The 24,810-nt window shown below is 58.3% G+C and carries 21 protein-coding genes; 15 read left to right on the plus strand and 6 right to left on the minus strand.

All coding sequences use genetic code 11. From position 1 onward, the window contains the following. Window positions 1–190: 190 nt before the first annotated feature. Complete coding sequence (locus tag DNI29_RS00730; protein ID WP_110976156.1) at window positions 191–2,215, minus strand: vWA domain-containing protein; 2,025 nt, start codon at window positions 2,213–2,215, stop codon at window positions 191–193. A 119-nt stretch (window positions 2,216–2,334) separates the two neighbouring features. Continuing rightward, a complete protein-coding gene (locus tag DNI29_RS00735; protein ID WP_110976157.1) occupies window positions 2,335–2,622 on the minus strand; it encodes a hypothetical protein in 288 nt (95 codons plus the stop codon). 183 nt (window positions 2,623–2,805) lie between these two features. Here DNI29_RS00735 and DNI29_RS00740 point away from each other — a divergent pair, with 183 nt between their 5' ends. Together DNI29_RS00740 and DNI29_RS00745 are read left to right on the plus strand one after the other, a co-directional pair. After that, window positions 2,806–3,441: an RNA polymerase sigma factor gene (locus DNI29_RS00740; protein ID WP_110976158.1), complete on the plus strand. Its 636-nt coding sequence runs from the start codon at window positions 2,806–2,808 to the stop codon at window positions 3,439–3,441. Continuing rightward, the gene (locus DNI29_RS00745; protein ID WP_110976159.1) at window positions 3,428–4,876 is read left to right on the plus strand and encodes a TonB family protein; all 1,449 of its coding nucleotides are present in this window, start codon (window positions 3,428–3,430) and stop codon (window positions 4,874–4,876) included. Before DNI29_RS00740 ends, DNI29_RS00745 begins: the two co-directional genes overlap by 14 nt. Before the next feature lie 201 nt (window positions 4,877–5,077). Here DNI29_RS00745 and DNI29_RS00750 read toward each other — a convergent pair whose 3' ends face one another. Further along, the gene (locus tag DNI29_RS00750) at window positions 5,078–5,368 is read right to left on the minus strand and encodes a hypothetical protein (RefSeq protein WP_110976160.1); all 291 of its coding nucleotides are present in this window, start codon (window positions 5,366–5,368) and stop codon (window positions 5,078–5,080) included. 186 nt (window positions 5,369–5,554) lie between these two features. Between DNI29_RS00750 and fumC the strand changes: the two genes are divergently transcribed. From fumC to DNI29_RS00790, 8 genes are all read left to right on the plus strand, one after another. Beyond that, window positions 5,555–6,961: a class II fumarate hydratase gene (gene fumC / locus DNI29_RS00755; protein WP_110976161.1), complete on the plus strand. Its 1,407-nt coding sequence runs from the start codon at window positions 5,555–5,557 to the stop codon at window positions 6,959–6,961. Window positions 6,962–7,103: 142 nt separating this feature from the next. Beyond that, entirely contained in the window at window positions 7,104–8,162 is a 1,059-nt protein-coding gene (locus DNI29_RS00760; protein ID WP_110976162.1) for a DHH family phosphoesterase, read from the plus strand. Window positions 8,163–8,240: 78 nt separating this feature from the next. Then, window positions 8,241–8,837: a GNAT family N-acetyltransferase gene (locus tag DNI29_RS00765; RefSeq protein ID WP_110976163.1), complete on the plus strand. Its 597-nt coding sequence runs from the start codon at window positions 8,241–8,243 to the stop codon at window positions 8,835–8,837. Beyond that, window positions 8,830–9,237, plus strand: a complete 408-nt coding sequence (locus DNI29_RS00770; protein ID WP_110976164.1) for a diacylglycerol kinase family protein — start codon at window positions 8,830–8,832, stop codon at window positions 9,235–9,237. Before DNI29_RS00765 ends, DNI29_RS00770 begins: the two co-directional genes overlap by 8 nt. A 109-nt stretch (window positions 9,238–9,346) precedes the next feature. After that, window positions 9,347–9,814 (plus strand): DUF6970 domain-containing protein, encoded by a 468-nt coding sequence (locus DNI29_RS24800; RefSeq protein WP_238387968.1) that lies wholly within the window; start codon window positions 9,347–9,349, stop codon window positions 9,812–9,814. A gap of 110 nt (window positions 9,815–9,924) precedes the next feature. After that, window positions 9,925–10,428, plus strand: coding sequence for a DinB family protein (locus DNI29_RS00780; protein WP_110976165.1), 504 nt, complete (start codon window positions 9,925–9,927; stop codon window positions 10,426–10,428). 101 nt (window positions 10,429–10,529) lie between these two features. Further along, window positions 10,530–11,153 carry a thioredoxin family protein gene (locus tag DNI29_RS00785; protein WP_110976166.1) on the plus strand — a complete coding sequence of 208 codons (624 nt, stop codon included), beginning with the start codon at window positions 10,530–10,532 and terminating at the stop codon, window positions 11,151–11,153. Between the two features lie 384 nt (window positions 11,154–11,537). Further along, window positions 11,538–15,329, plus strand: coding sequence for a cadherin-like domain-containing protein (locus DNI29_RS00790; RefSeq protein ID WP_110976167.1), 3,792 nt, complete (start codon window positions 11,538–11,540; stop codon window positions 15,327–15,329). Between the two features lie 83 nt (window positions 15,330–15,412). On the opposite strand, the gene DNI29_RS00795 is transcribed toward DNI29_RS00790, so the two are convergent. Further along, window positions 15,413–16,261, minus strand: coding sequence for a DUF4382 domain-containing protein (locus DNI29_RS00795; RefSeq protein WP_110976168.1), 849 nt, complete (start codon window positions 16,259–16,261; stop codon window positions 15,413–15,415). Between the two features lie 117 nt (window positions 16,262–16,378). After that, the gene (locus tag DNI29_RS00800; protein WP_110976169.1) at window positions 16,379–19,453 is read right to left on the minus strand and encodes an AsmA-like C-terminal region-containing protein; all 3,075 of its coding nucleotides are present in this window, start codon (window positions 19,451–19,453) and stop codon (window positions 16,379–16,381) included. Window positions 19,454–19,716: 263 nt separating this feature from the next. Between DNI29_RS00800 and DNI29_RS00805 the strand changes: the two genes are divergently transcribed. Continuing rightward, entirely contained in the window at window positions 19,717–20,778 is a 1,062-nt protein-coding gene (locus DNI29_RS00805) for a PorP/SprF family type IX secretion system membrane protein (RefSeq protein ID WP_123823017.1), read from the plus strand. 68 nt (window positions 20,779–20,846) lie between these two features. Next, window positions 20,847–22,097 (plus strand): gliding motility lipoprotein GldJ, encoded by a 1,251-nt coding sequence (gene gldJ / locus DNI29_RS00810; protein ID WP_202910351.1) that lies wholly within the window; start codon window positions 20,847–20,849, stop codon window positions 22,095–22,097. A gap of 74 nt (window positions 22,098–22,171) precedes the next feature. Here gldJ and DNI29_RS00815 read toward each other — a convergent pair whose 3' ends face one another. Further along, window positions 22,172–22,876 carry a ComF family protein gene (locus DNI29_RS00815; protein ID WP_110976171.1) on the minus strand — a complete coding sequence of 235 codons (705 nt, stop codon included), beginning with the start codon at window positions 22,874–22,876 and terminating at the stop codon, window positions 22,172–22,174. 228 nt (window positions 22,877–23,104) lie between these two features. Here DNI29_RS00815 and DNI29_RS00820 point away from each other — a divergent pair, with 228 nt between their 5' ends. From DNI29_RS00820 to DNI29_RS00830, 3 genes are all read left to right on the plus strand, one after another. Then, complete coding sequence (locus DNI29_RS00820; RefSeq protein ID WP_110977251.1) at window positions 23,105–23,482, plus strand: carboxymuconolactone decarboxylase family protein; 378 nt, start codon at window positions 23,105–23,107, stop codon at window positions 23,480–23,482. A 2-nt stretch (window positions 23,483–23,484) separates the two neighbouring features. Continuing rightward, entirely contained in the window at window positions 23,485–23,838 is a 354-nt protein-coding gene (locus tag DNI29_RS00825; protein ID WP_110976172.1) for a hypothetical protein, read from the plus strand. A 135-nt stretch (window positions 23,839–23,973) separates the two neighbouring features. Beyond that, window positions 23,974–24,741, plus strand: a complete 768-nt coding sequence (locus DNI29_RS00830; RefSeq protein ID WP_110976173.1) for an exodeoxyribonuclease III — start codon at window positions 23,974–23,976, stop codon at window positions 24,739–24,741. Window positions 24,742–24,810: the final 69 nt, after the last annotated feature.

A 24,810-nucleotide genomic window follows, 5' to 3' on the forward strand; every position in this document is an offset into this window, starting at 1 on the left:
GCGCGTCTGCAACCGGCACCGCCTAGCCGCTGGTGAGTGGGGTTGGGCCGACTTCGGGGGGTAGGAAGAGCGGCAGCAAAACGCCCGAAACTACCCGCATAAACGCATGGTGTAGGGAAGAGATAGGGTGGGTTGAATAGGTTGCAAAGTATTGATAATAAGATTTTTGTTCTCGTGCGTATTTGGCTTATTACCGGATGCCAACTTCCACGGAGGTAGGGTGCAGGCCTTCTGCCAGCTTAATCAGTCGCACCAGTTCGGCGCGGTAGCCATCGGGGTCGAAGCGCTTGGCACCTTCCGCTAGGCGGGCCGTTGATTCCCAGGTGGCTGCGCCGCGGTAGTCACTCTGGCGCAGCAGCATCCCGAACTGAGCCACCGCCGCCGCGAAACGCAGGTTCTCACTAGCTTCGGCTATCGGATGAGGGGCGCCCGTGAGCGGCTGTTCTAGCAATTGGCTTTTGCTGCCCTGGGGCTCTTTGTAGCGCAGCTTCACGGTCAGTACCTCAGCGGAGGCGCTACCCTTAGCCGTGGGCACCGACTGGTATTTGAGTGGATCGACGGTGGCGCGGGCTCCCACGGGTACTACCTCATAAAGGGCTGTCACGGTGTGACCTGCGCCCAATTCGCCAGCGTCTTTGCGGTCGTTGTTGAAGTCCTCGGCGGCCAGCAGGCGGTTTTCGTAGCCCACCAAGCGGTACTCCCGCACCAGGGCCGGATTGAATTCCACCTGCAGCTTCACGTCCTTGGCAATGGCGAACAGCGTGCCGCCGAACTGCCGGACCAGCACCCGGCGGGCTTCGTCGAGGTTATCGAGGTAGGCGTAGTTGCCGTTGCCTTTGTCGGCCAGCAGCTCCATTTTCTTGTCCTGGTAATTGCCTTCGCCTACCCCTAGCACCGTTAGGAACACGCCAGTTTCGCGCTCCTGGGTAATCAGGCTTTCCATGGCTGCGTCGCTTTGTTCGCCCACGTTGAAGTCGCCGTCGGTGCAGAGGATAACCCGGTTGTTGCCTTCCTTATTAAAGTTCTGTCGGGCTACCTGATAAGCTAGGCGCAAACCAGCCCCGCCGGCCGTGGAGCCGCCCGCCTGCAACTGGTCGATGGCTGCGAGAATATCGGCGCGGCGAGAGCCGGGGGTAGGGGGCAGCACCAGCCCGGCGGCTCCGGCGTACACCACCAGCGCTACCTTGTCTTGGGGGCGCAACTCTTTGGTCAGTAGCCGCAGGCTCTGCTGCACCAGCCCCAGCCGGTCCTCGCCCATCATCGAGCCCGACACATCTACCAGGAATACCAAGTTGGCAGGCGGCAGCTTCTCAGTAGCGACCCGGCGGCCCTGCAGGGCCACCTGCACCAGCTGGTGCTCGGGGTTCCAGGGGCACTGGGCCTGCTCCGTAACTACCCGGAAAGGCTCAGATGAGGTAGGGGCCGGGGCGGGGTAGTCGTACTGGAAGTAGTTAATCAGCTCCTCGGTGCGCACCGCATCGTGCGGAGGCAGCTGGCCCTGCTGCAGAAAGCGGCGCACGTTGCTGTAGCTCGCCGCATCTACATCTATACTGAAGGTGCTCAGCGGGTCTTTTGTGGCGTTGTGAAAGCCGCTTTCAGCTATAGAGGCGTAGGTTTCGCCGGCGCCGGGTTCGGGGCGGGCAGGTAGGTACCCGCCGCTCGGGCTGATAGCTATGCCAGCTACACGGCCTTGCAGGGCATAATCTACGGGCGCAGTACCTGCACTCGACCCCAATCCACTGAGGTCGGCCGGAATATCCATGTTGCCGACTACTGTTTCGGTCTGTTGCCTGCGGCTTTTCGGTGAAGCCGGACGGGTATCCCGTGACTTGGCTTTGCCGGTAACTACTACTTCGTTGAGCTGCCGCTTATCTGGCTGGAGTGCTACGGTAGGCAGCTTCGTTTGGCCCGGACGCAGGGGTAGCTCCCGCGTTACGTAGCCGATTGAGCTGAAAACCAGCACTTGGTGCTCCGCTTTTAACTCCAGTTGAAAATATCCTTTCGGGGTGGTAGTAGTCCCGTTTCGAGTGCCTTTTACCAGTACTGTGACGCCCGGTAACCCTCTTTTCGTGCGGGCATCAATCACCTGGCCTTCCACAAAAGATTGGGTTGCAGGATTCTGTACGTGGTAGCGCGCGGGAGCAGTCTGCTGAGCTTGAGCAGGTAAACCGATGAGCAGACTGGCCGCCACGGTGCAATACAGGAAACGGTGCATGGCTGGTAGGAATAGAAGTGAAAGAATAGATATCGACGACAGACTCAGGACCTGCTACCGAGGGCGAAACAGCAAAGTGAAAGGCCTCGGCATAATGGCCTCAGCCAAGTCAGAAGCCATTAGTGTTCGGGTGCTCTGGTTGGTTCGGGCTGTTCTGCGGCCCAACGCCGTAGCTTCTTTTCCCGGCGCTGGGCCTGGCGGGGCGCCGTGCGGGCTTCTTCGGCCCGGATGCCGGCGCACTCCTGGGCGTTGGGCAGCCACCACGGCAGCACCGGCGAAGGGCGGGCAGCTGTTGCTGGGGCTAAAGAGTTCAGCGTGTCGGGCGGGGTAGGGAGTTGAGCCCGTACCGGCTGGCTGAGCAGCAGAACCAGCGTTGAGCTAAGCAGAAAAGGATAGTGAGGCGACATAGCCGGGGCGTGAGGGTAGCAGCTTGCCTTTCAGATGCAGCCCGCCAACGGATTCCACACGGCTGCCAAAAAATATTTTTCTGGGCTTTTCTTTTCGGCTCCCGATTGGGGTTTCCGGGTGGGCAACCCCATGCTTTTCCGGCCTGAAAGCGTAGCTTTCGGTTCTGGCCCTCTTGCCCTGGTATGTTCTTTCGTCGCTCCCGCCGTCCTGCGCCTGCTGCCGAGCTCTCCGATGCGGAGCTGCTCCGGCGCTACCATGCCGAGGGCGACGTGCACGACCTGGGCGCGCTCTACGACCGGCACATGACCGAGGTGCTGGCCATTAGCCGCCGCTACCTCCGCGACGAGGAAGATGCCAAGGATGCTGTGATGCAACTCTTTGAGCAATTGGTAAGTAAGTTGCGCCAGCATGAGGTCGAAAACTTCGCGCCCTGGCTCCACGCCACGGCCCGCAACCACTGCCTGATGGTGCTACGGGCCCGGCAGCGGGCTGGCCCCGCGGCGGGTGGGGCGCTGGTGGTGCACTTTCCCGATGCCGCCGGTATGGAATCGGCCGCGGCCCGGCATCTGGCAGAAGATGACCCCGCCGAAGCCGACCTTCACGAACAGCAACTCCAGCAACTGGAGCACGCCCTGGCCGAGTTACCTCCGGGCCAACGACGATGTCTGGAGCTGTTTTACCTCGAAAAGAAATGCTACCGCGACATTGCCGACCTCACGGGCTTTGACCTGAACGCGGTGAAAAGTCACCTTCAAAACGGCAAGCGCAACCTGCGCCGTCACCTCGAAACCACTGCTGCCTCCAATGCTTCGCCCTAACCTTGCTTCTGAGCCTACCCCTCCCGCCAGCCGGCACCTGTCGGTGGAGGTGCTGCGCCAGTACGCGGCCGGGGCCCTAACGCCCGCCGAGCAGCACCAGGTAGAAGCCCATACCCTTGACTGCACCCATTGCGCCGACATCCTGGAAGGCCTGCAGCTGCAGCCCGCCGCCGTTACGGATGCAAGTATGGCTGACCTGCGCCGGCGCCTCGGGGCCCGCGTGGAGGAACTCGCCACGGAGTCGAAGCCCAAGCCGGCCCTGGGTCTGGCCTGGCAGCAGCTGGCCGCCGCGGCCGTGCTCTTACTTACCCTCGGGGCTGCCGTGGTGTGGTTTGCCCTGCTGCGCCCGGCCCCGCTGAACACGGCCTCGCGGCCATTAGCTGGGCAGCGCGCAGCAATTGCTACGGCTCCCATCGCCCCTACTACTCCAAAGCTGATAACACCAGAAGCTGCTACTTCTGCTGCCAGCGCTCCAGAAGTAGCAGCTATTGTTGAAGAACCGGCTACTTCCTCCCGTACATCCTGGCCCCTGCGCCGCTCCGTTAGGCGCATAACCCGAAGCCAGGCCCCATCAACTGTAAAAGGCGACATGGATAACCCGGCCGAGTTAGCCGGTCTGGGAGCAGATCAGGGCTGGGCCGCGGAGAAAGGAGCAGCTGACGTAGCTACGGCCCCGGTAACCGTTACGGCGCCTGATTCTGTCAGCACTACGTCTTCCTCTAAAGCCAAAGAGTACGCCGTAGCTGCACCACCAACCGCCCTACCCATAGCTGCTTCTCCAGCCGCGGCGAGGCGGAAAATAGCGGCTGTGGCTTCGGCCGCGGCCCCAATGGTAGCTGGCACCAGGCTGGTGCAGGGACGTATTACTGATAAATCTTCGGGAGAAGGAATGGCTGGGGCTACCGTTCTGGTTGAGGGCACTACCACGGGCACCGTAACAGCGGCCGATGGGTCGTTTAGTCTGGTTGTACCCGCTACGGCGAAACAACTGTTGGTCAGCTCCGTGGGGTATGCGGCGCAGGCAGTGCCCGTTCCGGCCGAGCCTACCAACCTAGCCCTGGCATTAGCCCCCGACTCCCGGCAGCTCAGCGAGGTAGTGGTCGTGCGCCGCGACGCCCCGCCGGCCCCCATGTCGGTAGGGGCCATGCCCGCCGGGGGCTACACCGGCCTCAAGAAATACCTGCGCGACAGCCTCGACTACCCCGAAAAAGCCCTCGAAGACCGGCGCGAAGGCAACGTAAAACTCCGGTTTGTAGTGGGCGTCGATGGTAAGCTGTCGGATATCAAAGTAGTGAAGAAGCTTTCGGAGGAGTGCGACGCCGAAGCTATCCGGCTACTGCAGGAAGGCCCCGCCTGGTTTCCCGCCATTCAGAACGGCCGCCGCACCGCCCACACCGTCGAAATTACGGTGCCGTTCAAGATAGAAGACCGGTAAAAGCTGCGTGTCCTGACGAGTCGGAGCCAAAGCCATCCCTCCTTCTACTACCCCTTAGAAATAAGAGAAGCCCTTGATGTGCGAACATCAAGGGCTTCTCTCTTTACCAGGCTTCAAGCAAAAGAGCGAAAACGTTGCTTCGGCATTGGCCTGATACACGCTATGCCCGCAATAGTGCTTCACTCATTCGCTATAGCTCGGCTAATTGCTGTAGCCGCCGCCGCTTTCAGGTTCGGTGGCGCTGCCGCCGGCTTTGTCGGGGGTAGGCAGGTCAGATTCGGTTTTCACTTCAACCTGGCTGTAGTCGGGGGCACCGTTGCCAGCTAGGGGCACCGGGGTTTCGTTATCGGAGCTGGAGCTGGCATGAGCCGAGGGGGGCGTGGGAGCGGTGTTCTCCTGGGCGGGCGGTGTTACCGCGGAAGGCTGTGACGTGGTGGGCGTTTCGGGCTGCACGGACAGAGCGTCGGATTCAGATTCAAAAGTCTTGTTCATGGCGTGGAGTAGCTAGGTAGAATGCTTGAGCTAGGCTATACGCAGCCTACCGCCCCAGGGCCAGATTAAGTAAAGGCAGAATTTTGGGGTAGGGGTGGCAGGCGGTAGGCTGTTGTGTACTTTTGCGCCGTGCCGGCTTGCCGCGCGCTTTCTTGTCACCTTATTCTCTTCTCACCCACTAGAAGCATGACTCAGTTTCGCACCGAGAAAGACACCATGGGCACCGTGCAGGTGCCGGCCGACGCCTACTACGGCGCCCAAACCCAGCGCTCCATCGATAACTTCCAGATTGCCCAGGACATCAACAAGATGCCCAAGGAAATCATCCGCGCCTTCGCCTACCTGAAGAAAGCCGCCGCCCTCACCAACCGCGACGCCGGCATTCTGTCGGACGAGAAAGCCGAGCTGATTGGCCGCGTCTGCGACGAAATCCTGGAAGGCAAGCTCGACGCAGAATTTCCGCTGGTGGTGTGGCAAACCGGCTCGGGCACCCAGAGCAATATGAACGTGAACGAGGTAGTCGCCTACCGCGGCCACGTCCTGAACGGCGGTCAGCTTTCCGACGAGAAGAAGTTTCTGGCTCCCAACGACGACGTAAACAAGTCGCAGAGCTCGAACGACACCTTCCCGACGGCCATGCACATTGCGGCCTACAAGATTCTGGTAGAGAAGACGATACCCGGCATTGAGAAGCTGCGCGATACGCTGAAAGCGAAGTCGGAGCAGTTCATGCACATCGTGAAAATCGGCCGCACCCACCTCATGGATGCTACCCCCCTCACGGTAGGGCAGGAGTTCAGCGGCTACGTGTCGCAGCTCGACCACGGTCTGCGCGCCATCAAAAACACCTTGGCTCACCTTTCGGAGCTGGCTTTGGGTGGCACGGCCGTGGGCACCGGCATCAACACGCCTCCCGGCTACTCCGAAAACGTAGCTAAGCACATTGCCGACCTCACCGGCCTACCCTTCATCACGGCTGAAAACAAGTTTGAGGCCCTGGCTGCCCACGACGCCATCGTGGAAGCTCACGGCGCTCTGAAGACCGTTGCTGCCTCCTTGATGAAGATTGCCAATGACATCCGTTTGCTGGCTTCGGGCCCGCGCGCCGGCATCGGCGAGCTGCACATTCCCGATAATGAGCCCGGCTCCAGCATCATGCCCGGCAAAGTAAACCCCACCCAGTCGGAAGCCATGACCATGGTAGCGGCGCAGGTGATGGGTAACGACGTAGCCATCAACATTGGCGGCATGAACGGCCACTTCGAGCTGAACGTGTTCAAGCCCCTGATGATCTACAACTTCCTGCACTCGGCCCGCCTCATCGGCGACGTGTGCGTGTCGTTCAACGACAAGTGCGCCGTAGGCATCGAGCCTCTGGAAGCCAACATCAAGAAGCACGTCGATTCGTCGTTGATGCTGGTTACGGCCCTGAACCCCCACATCGGCTACTACAAAGCCGCCGAAATTGCCCAGACGGCCCACAAAAACGGCTCTACCCTCAAGGAAACCGCTCTGCAACTGGGCTACCTCACCGAGGAGCAGTTCAACGAGTGGCTCAAGCCGGAGGACATGGTAGGCGAAATCAAAAAGTAAGTGCCGACGCTAGAGAACTAGCTCCCCCTCCTCATCTGAGGAGGGGGAGCTAGTTATAGCTTAATAGTTTAGGAGCTTACAACCTCCACCGCTTAGTTTACGAACAACGGGCAGCCAGCTACCATGCGGGCTGCCCGTTTTCATGCCCGCTTATCCGCAGTTTGTCGCGCCCTTTCGTGCTTTCCTGGAACAGGTGCCAGAAGGTGGCCGCCTTATCGTGTTCTGCCATTTCGATGCCGATGGGTTGGCAGCCGGGGCCCTGTTTGGGCGCGGCCTGAATCGGATCAATTCGAGCTGGCAGGTAGAGGTAGTACCCTCGGGCAAGGGCGAAAACGCTTTCCTGACGCCCAGCGCCCACGAGCGTCTGCTGGCCCGAAAGCCCGATGCCCTGATAGTTACCGATTTGGGCGTGCATGCCCACGGCACCCTGGAAGGGCACGGCGTACCGGTTCTTTACGTCGACCACCACATCCCGGAAGGCGAGCCCCCGGCTGGTGGCACCGTGCTAACCGGGTACGGGCTAGACCCCGTGCCCTGCTCGGCTTGGCTAGCGTATGAGTTGCTGGCCGCCGAAGCTGACATGACGGATTTGCAGTGGGTAGCGGCCATTGGGGTTCTCTCAGACCTCGGCGACCAAGCCGCCTGGCATCCATTGGCGGCAGTCAAAAAGCAATACACGGCCAAGTGGCTCAAAGAAGCGGTGGCCATGTGCAACGCCGCTCGCCGGGCCGGAGAGTTTGACCTCGACCGGCCCCTGCGCTACCTCCTCCACGATGACAATCCGCGCGGCCTAGCTCAGGATGAAGTACTGGCTGGTTACCGGGCCGAGGTAGCTACTGCCCTGGCGGCGGCCCGCAAGCTACCCCCCAAGTTTCCGCCCAAAGGCCCCGAGGCCGCTCCCGTGGCCATCGTCACCATCAACTCGGCCTGCCAAATCCATCCGCTTATTGCCCAGCAGTGGATTTCTCGGTTATCCGACCGGGTAGTGCTGTGTGCCAACCTCGGTTACTTGCCCGATGGCATGGTAGCTATTTCCGGTCGGGCCGCCGGCAACCTGCACATTCCGGACCTGTTGCGCGCGGCCTTTGCCCGGGTAGGAGCTACCCCGCCCGCCAATTTTGCCCACGGCCACCCCCAAGCCAGCGGTGGCCACCTTTCGGCCGCCGATTACGCGCTGCTCCTGCAAGGCCTGGGCTACTAGCGGCTAATCTGCGCAATCATGTAAATCAGCGTGAATCTGTGATTTATCTTTGACGCCTGTTCCCCTCTCCGCCTGCTCATGGATTTTGCCCGCTGCATTACCCTGGAAAATAGCCGCGTCCGCCTGCGACCCCTCGACCTCACCGACTTCGACGACCTGAAGGAGGTAGCCTTTGATCCAGCCATCTGGCAGTTCACTACCACCCCCATGCCCCAGAATAGCGTGGAGCTGGCCGCTTGGCTCACCCAAAGTGTGCGCGACCGGGAAGCGGGCCGGCGCTACCCCTTTGCCATCATTGACCGGGAAAGTGGCCGGGTGGTGGGCAGCACTAGCTACGGCAATATTGCTTTGGATGACTGCCGCCTGGAAATTGGCTGGACCTGGCTGGGCCGCGCCTACCAGCGCACCGGCCTGAACCGCGCCGCCAAGCACCTGCTGCTGAAGTACGCCTTCGGAGAATTGGGCTGCGAGCGGGTAGAGCTAAAAACCGACGCCCGCAACTGGCAGAGCCGCGAGGCCATGCGCCGCATGGGGGCTACTGAGGAAGGAATTCTGCGCAGCCATATGAAAACCCAGGGTAACCTCCGCCGCGACTCGGTGTACTTCAGCATCCTGAAGCCCGAGTGGGACCAACTACGGCACACCATCTTCCAGCAGTTCGACGCCCGTGGTTGAGCCTCAGGTCCCTACCCCCCGCCGGCCTCCAAACCTGTTACGTCGCCGGGCCGCCAGCTTTGGCTATGCCTTTCGGGGCGTGTGGGCGGCTTTGCGCACCGAGGTACACCTGTGGTTTCATGCCGCGGCTACGGTGGTAGTGGTTGGGCTGGGGCTGTACGTCGGGTTGGCGCGCTGGGAGTGGGTAGCGGTGGCCTTGGCCGTGGGGGCCGTGTGGTGCGCCGAGCTCGTGAATACGGCCATCGAGGCCGTCGTGAACTTGGTGTCGCCGGAGTTTCATCCGCTGGCGGGCCGCGCCAAAGACGTGGCGGCGGGGGCCGTACTGGTGATGGCCCTAGCGGCGCTGGCGGTTGGGCTACTGATTTTCGGGCCGCGGCTGTGGGCGGCGCTTGGCTGGTAACGGCGGGGTAGCAGAACTACTGACGACGGGCTGCGTAACCAAGCTTTGTGTGCATATTTGCCGCCCCTTCAGCCCTACGGCGCGGGGAGAGTTTCAACCCTGCTCGCTTATGCGTTCTTCCCTGCTTCTCGTTCCCGCCTTGGCAGTTCTGCTGCAACTGGCGGCCTGCCAGCGCAACGTGGCCGTTACTACCCCCACCGATGCGCCTCAAACTGGTATGGCTGGCAACGTTTCCACGCCCGTGCCTACCTCAGCCAACACCATTGAGCCTACTCCCCAGTCTGATGCCGTGTTTGATGCCAGCGCCCGCCCAAAGTGGTTGGCCGACCGGATTCAGCGGCACCTGAACGCCGAAAAGCAGAACCCGCCCATCCACATCTATAGCTACCAGTACGACGGAGCCACGGTGTATTACGAAAGCAGCCCCTGCTGCGACCAGTTCACCAACCTCTACGCCGCCGATGGTAAGCTACTCTGCCACCCCGACGGCGGCCTCACCGGCAAAGGCGACGGGAACTGCCCGGACTTCACGAAAAAACGAACCGAAGAAAAGCTGGTTTGGCAAGACCCTCGCTAATGATTTTGTGCTTGGTACCTGGGGCGTAGTGCTCAGGCTTCAAGTAGTTGTTTCGACCACCGCTTCTACCCAAGTACTACGCACTAGGCACGAAGCTCCACTGATTACTCATGATCAACACCATTGAAAAGCTGGGTGCCTACACCGTGTGGGCCAACGAAACGCTCCTCCGCCACCTCGATGGGCTGGTAGCTGAGGGTGCTACCATTCCGGCCAGTGCTCTGCGTCTGTTCAGCCACGTTCTGAACGCGCAAGCTATCTGGCTGGGCCGCATGACCAACACGCCTAGCCCCGTTAAGGTGTGGCAGGAGCACGACCTGGCTACCCTGCACCACTGGCACGAGCAGACGTCGGAGCGCTTCCACCAGTATGGCATTCAGGCCGATGACACCGAGATGCAGCGCCTGATTACCTACACCAACTCCATTGGCGAAGGCTACACCAGCCAGATTTCCGACATCCTGACCCACGTACCCGTGCACGGCAACTACCACCGTGCCCAGGTGGCCAAAGAGCTGCGTGCTGCCGGCCTGGAGCCCATCAACACCGACTTCATTACCTACTGCCGCGAGCTGTCGGCCAAAGCGGAGGCCGCCGACGTGCCCAGCCTGTAACTTCAGCCCCAGTTGGCTTGTTAAACCCTTCTTGCACCGCGTTTCGTGGCGCGGGAAGGGTTTTGTTTTTACCCACTGAATTCTCTTTAGCTACCTACCCCATGACAGCCACTCACTCCATTCCTCCGGTTCTGAGCCCCGAGCGCCTGGCCGGTGCCTACACTTACGCTGCCTACCGCCGCCTGATTGATGATCTGCAGGCCGAAGGCAAAACCACCGGCCCTAACCAGTCGGAAATGCTGACCAACTACACCCGCCTGAATGTGCAGCGCATGGAGCGCCTCGATAAGAAGACGGAGCTACTGCCTGAGGTGCAGGCAGCCCTCGCGGGCATTCAGCAAGATTATGTGTGGTTGGTTCTTACGGAAGGCTGGTGCGGCGACGCAGCGCAGATTGTGCCCGTGCTGGAGAAAGTGGCTCAGGCTAGCAACGGCCGCCTTACTACCCGCTACCTCCTGCGCGACGAAAACCTGGACCTGATGGACCAGTACCTCACCAACGGTGGCCGCTCTATCCCGAAGCTGGTGATTCTGCACGCCGATACCCTCACAGAAGCTTCCCAGTGGGGCCCGCGCCCTTCTCCTGCCCAGGATCTGTTTCTGGAAATGAAAGCTCAGGGTGTAGGGTTCGAGGAGTTTGCCGAGAAGCTCCACGGTTGGTATGCCAAAGATAAGACCCGCAGCACCCAGCTAGAATTGCTACCCCTACTCCAAGCCATGGTGTAAGCTACCTCTGCTTAGACTGAACTTCCGAATTCCGGTTTGCCTACCCCTCCGTTATCTCTGAACTTCAGAAATAATAGAGGGGTAGGCAATTTTTTTGTTAAGGAAAAAGTGCAAAAAATAGTGGCTTGAATAACGAAGCGAGGTAAACCGTGTATTCATAATGGGAATCTAAACAAATAGGAAGATTCATATTAGGATTGTTTTCTATAATTGGGAAAAGTGCCTTAAAAATTGTTTAAGTAATTGTTATGTCGATGTATTGAGTGTTGTTTGAAATTCAGCATAAATAAAAAAAATTATATAATGAGTATTAGCTTTGTGTAGGTGGTTGGCTTCAGTGACAGGCTGTAACTGCTGTTGAGTATCTCATTAATTCAATTTTCTATGAAAGCACTCTTACGCGCCTTACCTCCCTTAGTGGCACTGTTCGCAGCGGCTCCCTTAAGCGCTTTGGGCCAGACGCTAGGTGAAAACAGCTCGGCTTCGGTGCCTTACAATGCTGTTCGGGCAAATATTACGCTGCCTGCAATTGCCGCCAGTGGTTTAAAAAGTGCCGATGACTACTACATCACCTCTTATACGCCTACCACGGTTGGTAATCTGTTTGTCGGAACTAACCAGACGCCAGTAGGTACTGTTGCCGCCACCGGAGCCACCTACACTGGCTCGACTGTAGTTCCTAATGCGGCTCCTCAGTTGCGTTTCACGCCTTCGGGTGCTGGGGCAATTGGAAGTACCGTTACCTTTCAGTTTGTAGGCTCTGATTATGGCATCCTTTCAGGACGTGGTTACACCCCAGTAGCTATGTTCACTATTAGTATTACCAACAACGCACCAACGGCTGCGACGGCAACCGGTAATATGATGCGCAGTACGGCCGGCACGGCTACGCTGGCGCCCACTTTCTCGGCTACTGATGCCGAGAGTGATCTGAAGTACTACACCATTACCGGCGGGCTGCCCACTGCCGCGCAGGGTACGCTGATTAAAGGCAGCCAGCCTGTGGTACTAGGCACTGCTACAGCCCAGCTTACCCCTGCTGAACTCAGCCAGTTGCAGTTTACGCCGGTGGCTGGTTTTACTGGCAATATCGCCCTGACCTATACCGTCACGGATGGCGGTAACTTAACTTCTGCGCCTGCTACGTACACCATTCGGGTGGGCACACCGCCCTCGGCCAGCAATGTCCGGACGGCTGCCATGTTGAGTAGTGATATCGTCACGAATATTTCTGCTTTGTCGGCTATTGCACCGGCAGGTAGCTCCGTAGCTACTTACACCCTGAAAAGCCTCCCGGCGGGCGGAACTCTATACCTAAATAGCACGGCAGTAACGGCACTGCGCTCCTTTACCCCCGCCGAGGCTGGCCAGCTGCGCTTTGACCCCGCGGGCAACACTTCCGGCGATTTTACTTTCACCTACACCGCCACGAATAACACCACAGCTACTAATAACAGTGGCTTGGAATCTATGGTGTCTACTTACACCATCCCGGTGGCCAACGTACCCCCAGTAGCCGTCAACGACCCTCTGGTAGTAGTGGCGCGAAACCAGTCGGCTACTATTGACGTGGTAGCCAACGATACTGATGGCGACGGTGCGGTTGCCAAAAATACCGTGGACTTGGACCCTGGACTGGATGGTATCCAGAGCACGCGCACGATTGCTAACCAGGGTACATTTACTGTATCAGCAATGGGGGTAGTAACGTTTGTTCCGGTGAACAACTACGCCGGCACCACTACCATTACCTACACCGTCCGCGACAACCTAGGCCTGACTTCCAATCCGGCCTCTATTCAGGTATCGGTGAGCAACGTCACAACGGCCTACAACGACAGCAACGAGGTAGAAAAGAACACGGTAGCCAGGGGTAACGTCATTCTGAATGATATTGACCCCAACAACACAGGCTTCACGGTCAGTGTAGTTTCCAAAACGGCCCATGGCGAGTTGGTGCTGAACTCTAACGGAGCGTACACGTACACTCCCAACCAAGGGTACGTGGGACCGGACAGCTTTGTGTATGAGGCCTGCGATAAAGTGACTGTTCCGCAGTGCAGCAGAGCCACCGTATACCTGAATGTCTACGACCCAGCCATCTATTGCATTGCGACCACAGGACCAAACCTGCTGGTAAACTCCAGCTTTGAGCAAGGTAACGTAGGTTTTAACACCAACTACGTGTACAAGGCCGATGAGGCCGGGAATGCAGAGCTGCGGCCGGAGACTACCTACGCCATTGGCCCGGACGCCCAGAGCTACCACAACAACTTTTTCGGCTACGGCCGGGGTGGCAGTGCTGATGTTGCCAACAACTTCATGATGGTGAATGCCACTTCGGCTATCCGCACCCTGTACACCCAAACCTTTAAGGTGCAGCCGAACCGCTACTACACGTTCTCGGCTTTCTTCAATAACCTGCTGCAGGAAGGTACTGGTGGCGTGGACCCCGAGGTAGGCTTTGTTATCAACGGCGAATCAACGTCCGCTACCTTCCTGGTACCCAAAAGCCCCGACGAGTGGCAGCAGTATTCCGACGTATGGTACTCCGGTAACAACACCACCGCAACCTTCGAAATCCGGAACCTGACCTTGGCTGCCGGCGGCAACGACATCGGTATTGATGACCTTTACTTCGGAACCTGCAACGCGGTGCCTGTAGCTAACAACACCGCTGCTAGCCCCATTCCGAGCACTGCCCCCGCTACCACCATTGTGGCCATGGATGCTACCGATGCTGATGGCACCATTGCCTCCTTTACGCTGGTATCCCTACCCCCCACGGAGGCTGGAATTCTCTACGTGAATGGGCTACCTGCCCAACTGGGTCAGGTAGTGCTTCCGGCCGACAACCAGCGCCTGACGTTTGACCCCAGTGGCGTGCGCAACGGCAACATTACCTTCACTTTCTCCGCCACTGATAACACGGGCTCCGTCAGCAACACGGCCATTTACACCATTCCGGTGGGTAACACTGCCCCGCTGGCTCAAAACGTAACGACTACTCCAATTTCCAACACTGCCGCCGCTACCGCCATCAACCCGCTGGTAGCCACCGACGGCGACGGTACTATTGTGAAGTATGTCATTACTAGCTTGCCCAACGCCCAGGCAGGTACCTTGCTGATGAATGGCACCGCCTTAACTGCCCTACCCCGCGAGGTGTTGCCAACCCAGCTAGCTCAGCTCTCTTACGACCCCTCAGGCATGTACGCCGGCAATGTGGTGTTCAACTACTACGCGGTTGATAACGAGAATAATACCTCAAATACGGCTATCTATACCATTCCAATTGGCAACCAGATGCCGGTATCCATCAACAAGCGGGCGCAGGCTATGCGCAACACTACCGGCACTACCCCCCTCAACTCCTTAGAGTCGACGGACGCGGATGGTTGGATTGCTTCCTATACAATTGCTACCCTCCCTACTAAAGGAAACCTGACCCTGAATGGGGTGTTAGTATCTGCCGGGCAAAGCATTCGGCCGGAGCAGGCAGGCGAACTGGCTTACACGCCGAAAACAGAAACCGGCCAGTTCATCTTCACCTATTTTGCCACCGACAACCTGGGCGGCAACTCCAACATGGCTAGCTATGTGCTGCCGGTGTCTGGTCCGCTGCCCGTAACGCTGGTAGGCTTTACCGCTCAGGCTACCGGAGCTGCCGTGCAGCTAAACTGGAATACCTCCGTGGAGTTGAACAACGACCGGTTCGAGGTAGAGCGCAGCACTAATGGCCAGCAGTTCCAGCGCATTGGGCAGGTGCAAGGTGGCGGCACTACCAACACGGGTGCTACCTATGCCTTCACCGACAAAGCCCTGCCAGCTCATTCCGGTACGGTGTACTATCGCCTCCGGCAGGTAGATACCAACGGCCAGGCAGAGTATAGCCCAGTTCGTACGGTAGCACTGACGGGCAGCATTGCTCTGGCTGCACAGGTAACAGTAGTTCCTAACCCCTTCACCAGCAGCGCTACCCTAGATCTGTCGGCCCTGCCGGCTGGTACCTATCAGGTAGCAGTAATTGATGCTACCGGTCGGGTGGTATTCAGCAGCGCGGTAAGTGGCGGGCAGTTGCGGCCCCTGCCAACGGGCACCTGGCCCAGCGGCATCTACACCTTGGTGGTGCGCGGCACCAACGCCCACTTCACCCAGCGCATCGTGAAGCAGTAACTCCGGCTTCCGGCTAACCACAAAAAAGCCCTGACTACACAGTCAGGGCTTTTTTGTGGTTAATGGTTAATGGTTAAGGTAATCTAGTTCAGGGTTGTCTGGCCCAACTCGGCTACCTGGGTGTTGGTAACGGTGATGCCCGGCCGGGTAACCACGCGGTAGGCTGGCTGGCCGGTAGGGGCCGTAGTCGTCGGGAAAAACTCTACCCGGTACGTGCCGGCCGGAAGGCCACTGAGCTGGTAAGCCCCGGAGGCATCGGCGGCGGTGCTGAACGTGTCGGGTACGGTGATGGAAGAGCGGATAGCCAGTACCTGGGGTAGCGCGGCGGCCGGCGTGACGGTGCCCCGCAGCCCGCCAGCTACCTCCTGGGCTACTACCCTGATAACGGGCTTAAGCAGATAACGCTCCTTCTTGTCGTTGTTAGGCTTCCAGTTGCCGCGCTCCACAATGGATTTCGCGACGTCAAAGTCGAGCAGAAGCTGGAAGGTTTCCCGGGCCCGCAGCGTAGCCTTATCCAGCTTCAGTTTCACGCCTGAGCTCTGCCCGCTCGGTGTTTTCAAGGCATATGTCTGTCCATCCTTGCCTATCACGTAGCTGTCGGGTCCCAGCAGCAGCCGAATTTCCGACAGGTCGCCGGGCGTAAAATCGGTGCTCACCAGCAGCGCCGACTTGCCGTTCACATAATCCAGTACGTTAATGGTCTGGGGCTTGAAGGGTAGCAGTTGGTACACCTCGGGGTCTTTCTCGTCTTTCAGGTGTACCTCTATTTTCTGCACGTCCAGCACCACCGTGCGGAAGTCGCCGGGGGCATCCATCAGGCGCACTTCCAGCTTCGAGGAAGAGGTTGAATCGGAGTCGTTGTCGTTGCTGCAGCTGGCCAGGGCCAGCGGGGTTGCCAGGAGTGCAAGGGGTAGGAGACGGGCAAATTGCATGGGAACGTTGTGGGTTGTGGTAAACGAAAACGGAGCAGCCAGCCTACTATGTAGAACCAGCTGCTCCGTTCGGGCAAGAAGTTAGCCAACTTTTGCCGGCGCGAAATAAAAGAAAGCCTACCCTCCCGCTTTTGTGCTATCCGTGGGGGCTGTTTCAGGTGCTTTGGGTTGCTCGGCAGGTTTGGCTGGCTGTGGCTTCGGCTTGCCAAAAATCAGGTTATTAAGGCCCTGCTTGGCCTTGTCCTGCAGCTTGGCCTGGGCTTCCAGGCGCTTCTTTTCCAGTTCCAGTTGGGCTTTTTGAGTCAGTTCCTGCTGCTTGCGCTGCAGCTCCTTCTGCAGGCTGTCCTGAGCTACCTTGGCCTGGGCCTGCAGCTTCAGCTTGGCGTCGTCCACCTTGGCCTGCACAATATTGCCTACCAGGTCTTTGGCCTGGGCCTTCACGCTGCCCGTTGTGAGCTTTACCTGAGGGTTCGTAATGGTGCCGCCCACTGTGAGGCCCAGCGTCACGCGGTCGGTGCCTTGCAGGTTCTGCACGCCCGTCAGGCGGGTAAGCTGGGAGTTGAGCTGGTTGCCAAGCTTGCCGGTGGGCACATTCAGGGCCGTTACATATTCCAGGCCGCCGGTGCTGATGTTGTTGGAGCCGCCCACCGTCATCTTGATCTGGCCCACGGTCAGGTCGAAGGGCTTTACCACGAAGTTGCCGTTGATGATTTCGGCCGCTACGTCCTTATTATCAACTGCGAAGTTCTTCAGCTCCTGAAACTGCGTAAGCGAGCTGATTTTGTTGAGCACCGACGAATTTGCCACGGCGGCCCGCACTACCTCAAACAAGCCTTTGCCTGTAAGGGTGCTGTACTTCGGCATCATGTCGGGGCCCATTTCTCCGCTCACGTTGAAGTTAGTGGAGAACACACCCTCTAGGCTGCTAGCCAGCGGTACCATGGCTTTCACTGAATTGAAAGCGTTGAAGGCGTTCTGGAAGTTCAGGTTCTTGATGTTCAGCCCTAAGTTGAACTTGGGGTGCGCCAAGTCCTTGCTGCTGTAGCTGCCGCTGGTAGAAAAGGCCCCGCCCAGCGTATTAAAGGTCAGGCCGTTCAGGATGGCAGCCTGGTCGCGCACAGTTACTACCCCCTTCACATTGTCCAGCTTAAGGTTGTCGTATACTACCTGATTCACGTTGGTATTCAGCACCAGGTCAAACTCCTTCGGAATCTGGAGGACGCCTTCGGCCTTGGCCGGGGCCTGGCCGGTAGTGGCAACCGTTGGTTTCTGCGACACCTCATCTACCATCCACTCGTTCACGTTGAAGCGGTTGCTGTTCACGGTTAGGTTGCCGCGCAGGGGTTGGCCCGGCACGAAGAGGTAGCCCATGTAGTTGCTGATGGTGCCCGAGGCGGCAATGTCGGAGGAGCCTACCGAGCCAGCCATGTTCTGGAGCACAATCTTGTCGTTGTTGAACGTAGCGGTAGCCCGCGTAACCTTCATGCCCTGGGGCAGGTCGGTGCTCTTATACGTAATGTTCTGAGCATTCACCGTGCCGGAGGCCACCACGGTCTGGTAGCGGCCGGCCTCAATGTCGGCCATGTTGCCTTTCGCGGCCACATTGCCATTCAAGCGGCCCGTTACCGTCATGCCCTGCAATGGGAATATCTTGGTGAGCTTGGTCAGGTCAATGATGCCTTTTACATCGGTATCGAAGCGCAGCTTATCTACCCCCTGGGTAGCCACGCGGCCTTCCAGCGGCTCGCCATCCAACAGCATCCGAAACTGCGGAATATCTACGCGGGTGTCGTTGAGCTGGCCCGTCGGGTTCGTGACGGTGCCATCCATAGTCAGGTTCTCGATGGGGGCCGGAAACTGCTTGCTCTTCACGTAGCCGTTAGTCAGGTTCAGCTTAGCCTGCACCACCGGCATCTGGGTGCTGGAGTAGGTGCCCTTGGCCGTACCATCCACAAACAGCTTACCGCGCAGCAGCAGGTCTTGCACCGGGTACACCTTCATCATTTCGGCAAGATCCACGTTCGCCTTCACGCGGCCGTCTACCTTCATTGGCTCCAGACCGTCGATGGCCACGTTGCCGTCAATGGGGTTGCTGCCCAGGTCGAGGTGAAACTGCTTCACGTTCACCTTCACATTGTTCGTGAAGCCCGAAGGGTTGTCCACGGCCATATCCACGTTGATGTTGCGGGCTGCCTGGGGTAGTTGGGGGTATTTAAAGCTGCCGCCCTTCACCTGCAGATTCAGGCCGTAGCCGGGCATCTTCACGGCGTTCTGTACACCTTTAAAGTACCCATCGAAGGCTACCTTGCCAGCCGCTTCCATGTCCTTAAACTGCTCTGTATAAGCGCCAGGCACGAGGCTCAGAATATTCTTAAAGTCGGTTTCGAGGGCCTTGAAGGTCAGGTCGTAGGTAATGTCGGTGGCATTGGGCAGACCAATGGTGCCCTGAAACGTCGCCGGAAAATCGTTCAGCTTCACCTTGTTGTCTTTGAAGGTGAAAAGCATCTTTTCCAGGTTCATGGCCAGGGTCACGTCGGCGTCGAGCTTCTTGTTGGTCACGTACTCGGTGCCGGCGTATTGCACTGAGAGGCCCTCGGCAGTCGTCTGGCTCACCATGTCAAAAACGTTCTGCTCAAAGTCGCCGGAGCCGGAGTGGTTCACGCCCCGCAGCTGCATCCCGAACGGAATTGTCAGATCCTCATAACGCAGGCGGCCGTTGTTGATCTTCCAACCCTGAATAGCCAGGTTCAGCGCCGTCGTATCCTGTCCCTTCGAAGCCGCCGCCGAGTCCGACACGTACACGTCCCAGTTAGCGCGGCCACTCTTCAACACTCGCAGGCTGATATCGGGCTGCTCCAGGGTAATGTTCTTAATCTTGATCTGGTCGCCGCCGATTACGCTCATGAGGTCCAGCCCTACCCGCACCTGGGGCAGGTAAGCCAGCGTATCACGAGCAAAGGAATCCTGCCCAATTACCCGCAACTGGTCTAAGCGCAGGGCTAGATCAGGAAAGGAGCTGAGCAGAGTTACGTCTACATTGGCTGGGTCGTACTGCACTGTGGCGCGTACCCGCTGGGCTAGTTGCTGGTCGAAGGCAGCCTTTATTTTATCCTTGAACAGCAGCGGAGCCAAAGCCAGACCCGCTATCAGCACCACCAGAAAAATCAGTAGTCCGACAAAGAATTTGCGCATAACAGTAAGAAGAAAAGGAAGGCGAAGAAGAGGGTTGGGCGTACCGAATAGGGTAGGCGCCAAGCTCGCAAGGTATCGGGCAAAAGTAGTGCGAAACCCTCCGGACCAAGGAAAAGACCCCGAAAAAATGCCAAGGTTGAGTTTACTAACGCACCCTACCCCTCGGCTGGTGCCATAAGTCAGGAAAGAAAATCCCAATTTAGTCTTACCGCCGCCGCTTGGTGCGTACCAAAACGAAAGCCCGCAACGTTAGCACCCTACTTATGATGATGCTTCGCCCGTCATATCTGCCTTATCCTCAGCGGCTCATTGCCAAGCGGCGGTGGGTGTTGGCCGCGGGCTTGGCGGTGGGCGTGTCGCTGTCGAGCCAGGCGCAGGATCTATACTTCGCGCAGCCCTACGCCAACCGCCTGCAGCTCAACCCGGCTTATGCTGGTCTGCTCGACGACTATAGCATCACGCTCAGCTACCGTAACCAGTTTCCTACCCTGGCCGGCACCTTTCAAAGCAGCCAGCTAGCCGCCGACTACCGCTTCCAGAACCAGCACAGCGCCGCCGGTCTGCTCGTGAACTACGACCGCACCGGGGGGGTAGGCTACACCCGCTTTCAGGCCGGGGGGGTATATGCTCATCACCTGCGGCTAACTGAGCAGCTCGGCCTGAGCGGCGGGGCCTCGGTGAGCTACGGCCTGCAGCGCGTGAGCTACGGCAACTTGGTCTTCGGTGATCAGCTTTCCGATGACGGCATTGCCCGCGACTATAGCCTGGAGGTAGCAGACTTCAAGCCTGTACATTATATAACAGCCAGCGTAGGTGGTCTTTTATATACTGACCGGTTTTGGGTGGGCGCGGCGGCTCACCACCTCAACCAGCCCGATCTGGCTTTCGTAACGCAGACTACTCTGCCGCTGCGGCTTAACTTGCAAGCAGGCTATAAACAGTACTTTGCCCAGGCCACCACCAAAGGCGAGTACCGAGAAATTAGCCTGTCGCCCACAGTTATCTACAGCCGCCAGGGAGGAACGCAACGGGCTGAGGCCGGACTGTACTTTACCGCGACGCCCCTCACCGTGGGGGCAGTATATCGGGGGGTGCCGCTGCCAGGTGCTCCTAAGCCCCAACAGGTTCTGACGGCCCTGGCGGGGGTAGGGGTCGGAAGTTTTCGGCTCGGTTATAGCTATGATGTGAGCCTCAGTCAGTTCAGCCGAGATTTAGGTGGTGCGCATGAAATTTCTTTGGCCCTTCGGGAGTTTGATTCGCTGGAAGCCGCCTGGCGCCGGCTGAAACGACGGAATTACCCGCCAATTCCTTGCCCCGCCTTCTGATTTTTTGTATTATTGCAGCCGACTTGCCTTGTCTAAACGCTTTTCTAACAGGTAGTTTCAACTTGATCATGAATTTTTCCAAGTACTTGCGCTTTGCTGTAGTGGGAGCCTGCGCGCTGGCCGCCTGTAAGGGAGGGCCTCCTACCGCCACCAAACCCGGTAAGTATAGCTCGACCACAGGCATCGAGTATAACACCGAGGAAGGTATGAAGGTGTCTGATTACAAAGGCATTCCGGAAGGTCCCGGTCTGGTGTTTATCGAAGGTGGCCGCACGGTTCTAGGTTCCGCCGAAGAAGACGTAGCCATGACCCACGACAACATCGAGCGCACGGTTACGCTGGCCTCGTTCTATATGGACGAAGCCGAGGTGGCCAACATCCACTGGCTCGAATACCTGCACTTCGTACGCAAAGACTCGGCAGAAGAATTTTATCAGTCGGCTCTGCCTGATACTACTGTATGGGCTCGCGAGCTGTCGTTCAACGACCCCTACGTAGATTACTACCTGCGCTACCCCGGCTTCCGTTACTTCCCCGTAGTTGGGGTAAGCTGGCTGCAAGCTAATGACTACTGCACTTGGCGCACGGCTAAAGTGAACGAGCGTCTGGCCAGCGAAGGTGATGAAGGTGGCAGCGGTGGCGGAGGTGGCCTGTTCGGCCGGAAAAAAAACAAAGGCGGTGACGCAGCCGAAGGAACTTCGGAAGATGGCAAGGTGAAAATTGCCATTGAAAACGGCAACACCCTGCCCAACTACCGCCTGCCCACCGAGGCAGAGTGGGAATATGCTGCTCAGGCGCTCGTGGGTACTCAGGAAACCGGCAACGAAAACCAGGAGAACAAGCGCATCTACCCCTGGGACGGCCGCCAAGTGCGTAACCCCTATGGCAAAGGCATGGGCCAGTTCCTTGCTAACTTCAAGCGTGGCCGTGGTGACTACGCCGGTATTGCCGGTGCCCTGAACGACGGCGCTATGATTACGGAGTACATCTACAACTACCCGCCAAACGACTACGGCCTGTACAACATGTCGGGCAACGTGAACGAGTGGGTACAGGATATCTACCGTCCGCTGTCGTTTGAAGATGTGGAAGATCTGAACCCCTTCCGCCGCAACGGCTTCCTAGACCCCTCCGAGCGTTACGACAAGAAAGGCTACCAGTCCCTCATCGACGACCACGTGCGGGTGTACAAAGGTGGCTCTTGGCGCGACGTAGCCTACTGGCTCTCGCCCGGCACGCGTCGTTTCATGGCTGAAGACTCAGCAACGGCTACCATCGGTTTCCGCTGCGCCATGATCAACGCTGGCTCAAACAAGTAATAGGCTCACTATATAGCTTACGAAAAGCCGCTCCATCCGGGGCGGCTTTTTTCGTTCTGGCACATTGCATTAGCTTACCTATCAGCGGTGGCAATGGTAGCGACACTGACGGTTGAGGCCCTGGCAGCTAGGAGCACAGCGGCGCAGGCTTCTAGAGTTGCTCCAGTAGTCAGCACATCATCCACTACCAGAATGCGGCGCCCAGCTATTAGCTCCGGGTGGGCTACTTCAAACACTTCTGCTACGTTCTGCCAGCGCTGCAGCCGGTTCTTACGCGTCTGTGACTCTGTTTGGGTGGTTCGACGTAGGGCATCACTTTGCCAGTGACAGCTCAGGCCCAATGACATTCCTTCGGCAAAGCTGTCGGCTTGGTTGTAGCCACGCGTGGCAAGTTTGCGAGGGTGCAGTGGCACGGGTACAATCAAGTCGAAGGCATCGGTGAAGCCAGCAGCGGCCAGCTCGGCGCCAAACCAGCGGCCCAGAACTTGGCCTACCTCCTGCTGGTTGCGGTACTTAAGCTGGTGAAGCAAGTGCTGCACGCGGCCGTGCTTCTGGAAACGCATGTAGCTGAAAGTATGCTCTATAGGGAGCTTGCCCCAAAACCGTCGGGCCAGCGGGTTCTCAGCGGCTGGTAAACGGTGATAATCGGTGTAGGGAAGCTGGGCGCGACAATCGGTGCAGATATGGTCTTCGCCCCGGGCCAGGGGCTCCTGGCAGGCTAGGCATACTTGCGGGAATAGCAGGCCAATAAAATCGGTTAGAAGGGTAGGAAGCGGCATCAGGAATAGAACACGGAGGTAGTTGATGCTTAATAGCTTGCCGGCTTCGTGTGGGGTAAACAGCGGTGCTGGCGAACTTCTACCTAATTTTAAGGTTTAAACCCGACTCCTGAAAATTCATGCCGGTGCCAAACTCAGCTTTGGAGCACGCCGGCAGACTGGGTGCTGTACTTTCTGATCAGCCCACGGGAAGTCAACCATATTCCTCTGTTTACAACCAGCCCTACCATGAGCCTCGTCACTGAATTCAACGACTACCGCCAGCGCATGAACGAAAAGATCATGGCGGCGGATAACAAGGTTATCAAGCGCTTTTTCAACCTCGATACCAACACCTACCAGGAGGGTGCCCTCAACGTAAAAACCAAGGAAATGCTGGGCCTTGCCTGCTCCATGGTGCTGCGTTGCGACGACTGCATTAAGTACCACTTGGGTAAGTGCTACGAGGAAGGCATCAACGACGAAGAGATTTACGAGGTGTTTGCCATTGCCAACCTAATTGGGGGTAGCATTGTGATTCCACACTTCCGCCGCGCGGTGGAGTACTGGGAGGCGCTCAAAGAAGAAGCCGCAACCCTGGCGCCTCCTCATTCCCACGACGCCTAGCCATGCTCGACCCCCAGGAAACCGAAGCTCAGTTTGAGCAGCGCTGGTGGGAGCTGATGAACCAGATGCGGCAGCGGTTCGGCAAAAAGCCCGACCTGAACGCGCTGCTGCTACTCATTGGCGTGCAGGAACTCGGCCAAGGAGCCGGGCCGTTTACCAAGGAGCAAAAGCAGGACCTAATGCACATTGCTACCTGCCGCCTGTTCAGCATATCGGGCTACTACGAGCTGGAAAGCGTGGACGAAGATGGCTGGCCACACTACCGCTTAGTGAACCCAGTGCCCTTTGCTAACCTGAAAGAGCAGGAGCGCATGCTGAAATGGCACATCCTGGAATACTTCGATTCTGAGGATTAGCCTCTGATGAAGGGGTAGAGAAGTATCCTTGTGCTTCGTGGTCCGCGCTGCTGGCTGTCCAATGACGAGGCACAAGGGTGCTTCCTTATCTCATTGAGGAATCCATTACAAACCCAACTTCCTTAGCTTCTACCCTTGAATATTATTTCCTATAACGTGAATGGCCTGCGCTCGGCCTTGAGCAAGGGACTAGTTGATTGGGTTCGGGAAGCCAACCCCGATGTGCTGTGCCTGCAGGAAATTAAGGCCGGCCGGGAGCCACTGGATGTTTCCGCATTGGAGGCCCTGGGCTACCACGCCTACCTGCACCCCGCTCAGAAGCCCGGTTATAGCGGAGTTGCCACCTTCTCGAAGCAGATGCCATTGGCAGTAGTAGAGGGGTGCGGTACAGCTATTTATGATACCGAAGGCCGGGTATTGCGCCTCGATTTTCCGGAGTATTCGGTACTGAATGTGTATATGCCCTCGGGCACGAGCGGGCCGGAGCGGCAGGCGTTCAAGGTGGAGTGGCTACACTTTTTTCGGCGCTATGTGCGTGAGCTGCAAGCAGCTGGCACCCCACCCCTGATTATTGGCGGCGACTTCAACTGCTGTCAGCGCGAGATTGACCTGCATAACCCCAAGGCCAATCAGCAGAGTCCGGGCTTCACGCCGGAGGAGCGGCAGTGGTTTCGCGACTTCCTGGCTGATGGCTACACCGATTCCTTCCGTCATCACCACGGCGACGCTACTGGCCACTACTCCTGGTGGACCTACCGGGCCGGTGCCCGGGCCCGCAACGTGGGCTGGCGCCTCGACCACCTGCTGGTAGATGAGGTGCTACAACCCCGCATTCAGGAAGCTCACCTGCTTCGCGATGTGGTGCACTCCGACCACTGCCCGGCCCAACTGGTGCTGACGTAGAACTACACGCAGTAAGCAGCATACACCTGCGCCCCGTGCTTGCCCTTGCGAGGGGTAGCACGGGGCGCA

Origin of the sequence: Hymenobacter sediminis, from assembly GCF_003231285.1 — a bacterium.
Taxonomy (GTDB): Bacteria; Bacteroidota; Bacteroidia; order Cytophagales; family Hymenobacteraceae; genus Hymenobacter; species Hymenobacter sediminis.